This window comes from Bacillus hominis, from assembly GCF_018332515.1.
GTDB lineage: Bacteria > Bacillota > Bacilli > Bacillales > Bacillaceae_G > Bacillus_A > Bacillus_A hominis.
Map to the genome: position 1 here is coordinate 1 of NZ_BOQD01000579.1, position 485 is coordinate 485.

Consider the following 485-nt stretch of genomic DNA (forward strand, 5'->3'; position numbering starts at 1 on the left):
ATCTACTCATTAATTTAGAATTAATATTCCTACTTTATGCAAACTTTACTCAGTTTCAGTAAAAATTTAAAGAATTAGAGCGACGGGATCCAAGATACATTTAATCGATTAATATATTGTGTAGTGTATGAGAATTAATTGAAATAGATACGTTATACCTCCTTCTTAGAAGTGTAAGATTCCGTCTCACCATTTATATATAGTTTGATTATCTTAATAATCGAATTGTACATCATACTATTGTCGTTAAATAATCTCTTTTTTCATCTCTTCTATTTCGACATTACCTGTTCCACTCTCTATTTTTAAACAGTTCGTTATATTGAGGGATTTCCTTGAATTAGTCTAGATAAGTATACTGACATATGCCTGTCAAATTAAGAAACTAATCGTTCCTCAAATAAGTAATAAAATATATTTTTCACTATAAATACATATAACAATTTCATCTTTCAACAAAAAAGCGTTATAATAAAGTGAAACTT

The 485-nt window shown here is 26.8% G+C and carries 1 pseudogene; it reads right to left on the minus strand.

The window, feature by feature from the left end:
- Nucleotides 1-152: 152 nt before the first annotated feature.
- Nucleotides 153-327 (minus strand): annotated as a pseudogene (locus tag KI356_RS28805) (BC_2878 family exosporium-associated protein); the annotation flags it as partial.
- Between the last annotated feature and the right edge of the window lie 158 nt (nucleotides 328-485).